The sequence below is a fragment of the Nitrospira sp. BLG_2 genome (assembly GCF_049222245.1).
In genome coordinates this window covers 1-1,826 of the sequence record NZ_JBLYIG010000275.1, presented here as the reverse complement: position 1 = coordinate 1,826, position 1,826 = coordinate 1, and the positions used below count along the sequence as shown (strand labels likewise).

The 1,826-nt window shown below is 58.5% G+C and carries 3 protein-coding genes; all 3 read right to left on the bottom strand.

The annotated features are described in order from the left end of the window. Nucleotides 1–74 precede the first annotated feature (74 nt). On the bottom strand, nt 75–1,139 hold the full coding sequence (locus ACOSYY_RS07585) for a pyridoxamine 5'-phosphate oxidase family protein (protein WP_421661661.1): 1,065 nt from the start codon (nt 1,137–1,139) through the stop codon (nt 75–77). Between the two features lie 82 nt (nt 1,140–1,221). After that, on the bottom strand, nt 1,222–1,416 hold the full coding sequence (locus ACOSYY_RS07580; protein ID WP_421661660.1) for a hypothetical protein: 195 nt from the start codon (nt 1,414–1,416) through the stop codon (nt 1,222–1,224). Then, a partial coding sequence (locus ACOSYY_RS07575) for a PepSY domain-containing protein (protein ID WP_421661659.1) occupies nt 1,413–1,826 on the bottom strand: 414 nt, incomplete at its 5' end. The genes ACOSYY_RS07575 and ACOSYY_RS07580, both read right to left, overlap by 4 nt.

Genomic DNA, 1,826 nt, shown 5'->3' with positions numbered 1-1,826 from the left:
GGGTTTCGAGGCCGATAAATTGACTCCGAGACTTCAGCCGTCTCTCGGTGCAGCTTCTATCGTTTGATGTCGACTCAATACAAATTGCTTCGGTAATCGCGCTGCAAGCCCTTTTTCATTAAGCCCGGTACCGCCACCGCTACGCGCATCAATTTCGCCTGCAGACCACGCGCCTTGCTGAGCTTGACATGTGCGGCGAACATTTCAGCGGGATTAAGCCCCTCTGTTGGTGGTGCGGCTGGCCAGAGCCGCGATTGAGCCAGTGCATGGCTCTCAAAGATCACCTGCGTCGGCTGTTCGATACAGGTCACGAGCAGCGGAGTCTTGCCGGAAACGGAAAAGTCGGCGCGCATCGCCGCGTCGGTGGTGAGCCGCGCGATGCCGGACAGCATGGCGACATGGGTACAACCTGGAATCAGGATGGCCGCTGCAATACGTGGCTGGACGAGAATGTTGCGGAAACTGTCGGTTCGGCGGTTACCTGGACGATCGGCAAACCAGACCCGGCCGTCTTGCAGGCGGATCAGCGCGCCCTGCGGATCACCCTTCGGACTGACGTCGGCGCGTCCCTGTCTATCAACTGTTGCAAGCACCATGAAGCGGCTTGCAGTCAGAAAGTCCGAGGCATCGTCGGGAGCTTCGGACCGAGGCGAGGCAGCCCAGAAGTTCGAGCGCAGCAACGCCTTCGCGCAGTGCATGTAACATTCTTCCACGGCGATCTCGATCTCCCCACTGCCGACGGCAACGACGCGGCCGTTCACCCTCAGCGTTTCACCAATGTTGGGCGCCACGAACAATGCTCCGACACCACACCCTACGCGGGCAAGGTTCGGTTCGTCTAGTGCGACCACAGGTAATCTCAGCCTCGACGCATCGATCGGATGCGCGAAACCAGGAGGGCCGCCCGCAAGCGTACCACCTATGTGATTGTCATGATCGAATGCGGCGAAGAGCAGCGGCGACGCAGCGATCCATCGCAATGCTCCTTCATCGAGATGATCGATAACTTTCAAATCTATGGGCCACGGAACCTTACCAATACAGGCCTCTAGCGCCGAGACAGATTCGATTGTGTCACTCATATCAGCCTCCAAAAACAAACGGACAGGGATGTCGATGCGCCCGCCGATTCGCGGCAATGCCCGCGATGCGTTTGGATTTTATATACAAATTGCATCATGGCACCGGCTGTGCTGATACGACCTGGGCCTCACGGGCGCATCATAAAGAGGGCGAGTGAGAAATGGCGCGTGCGATCGCCCAGAGGATCGCAGCAATGGGAGCGGTGAACGCCATCCAGGACAGAGCATCCCAGATGCCGTCGCCCAAGAGGGCCGATACCAACCCAATGGCGCTGACAATGCCCAACACAATCGGTGCCGCCCAGATCTGCCTGGTTGTCTGTAGAACACTCATCGGGCCTCCGCACTCGGCTCCAATGGATAATCGCTCTTTGCAGCCCACTCCGTCTGCATCAATAAATCCTCCGCGGAACTCTTGCGCTTCTGCCACCAGAGATACAAGCCACTGATCAGGACCACGATGGTGATGAGATCCAGCACCAACCACAACAGTTGCAGAGGCAGGCCGCCATAGTCGCCGAAGTGCAGCGGCTGCGACAACAGCAACGCTGTGAGGTACCAGGGAAGGTGACGGCTATCACTAACCTGAGCCGTCTCGGCATGGACCAACATCGGCGTTAACAATCGCCCGGTCAATGGCGTCTGGCCCCGCATGAAGACCATATAGTGGTGCGGACCGGCAAAGGGCGTCCCGGGAAAGGTGATGAAGCGCACGGCTAAATCCGGCGCCGCGGTTTCCACTGT